The following is a 526-nucleotide window of genomic DNA, read 5'->3' as shown; positions in this document are numbered from 1 at the left end:
CCATACAACCCCAAGAGGTTTCGTATGTTCAAACAACCAAGGTTTTTCCATCTGAGTTAAGATGGTTAGTTTGTTTTGCCGGACTCTTCTTACACAAGACACTTGAATGTGTATTGCTTGAGAACTCGTTTCTCTTTCGAGAAACAATAATTTCGATTCGTATGAATCGAATTACTAGTCAGCTTTCCAGATTGTTAAAGAGCATGTGTTTGCCTTGCGGCAGCCACTTTCTAATCACACTCACAAGTGCAGTTAGAAAGTGGCGTCCCATAGGGGAGTCGAACCCCTGTTACCGCCGTGAAAGGGCGGTGTCCTAGGCCTCTAGACGAATGGGACACATCTGTCTTTTACATTTCGACCAAGCAATCTGTGTGGACACTACGCAAAGCGCAGTCTTTAGGTAAGGAGGTGATCCAGCCCCAGGTTCCCCTAGGGCTACCTTGTTACGACTTCACCCCAGTCATGAACCACACCGTGGTAAACGCCCTCCCGAAGGTTAAGCTATCTACTTCTGGTGCAGCCCACT

Annotated in this window: 1 tRNA gene and 1 rRNA gene; both read right to left on the bottom strand. The window is 47.1% G+C overall.

What is annotated here, in order from left to right:
- Window positions 1–260 precede the first annotated feature (260 nt).
- Window positions 261–336: transfer RNA gene (locus C9I92_RS25220), tRNA-Glu, on the bottom strand.
- A 65-nt stretch (window positions 337–401) separates the two neighbouring features.
- Window positions 402–526: ribosomal RNA gene (locus C9I92_RS25215) — 16S ribosomal RNA — on the bottom strand; the annotation flags it as partial.

Origin of the sequence: Photobacterium ganghwense (genome assembly GCF_003025595.1) — a bacterium.
Taxonomy (GTDB): Bacteria; Pseudomonadota; Gammaproteobacteria; order Enterobacterales; family Vibrionaceae; genus Photobacterium; species Photobacterium ganghwense.
This window is presented reverse-complemented; position numbering and strand designations above follow the sequence as displayed.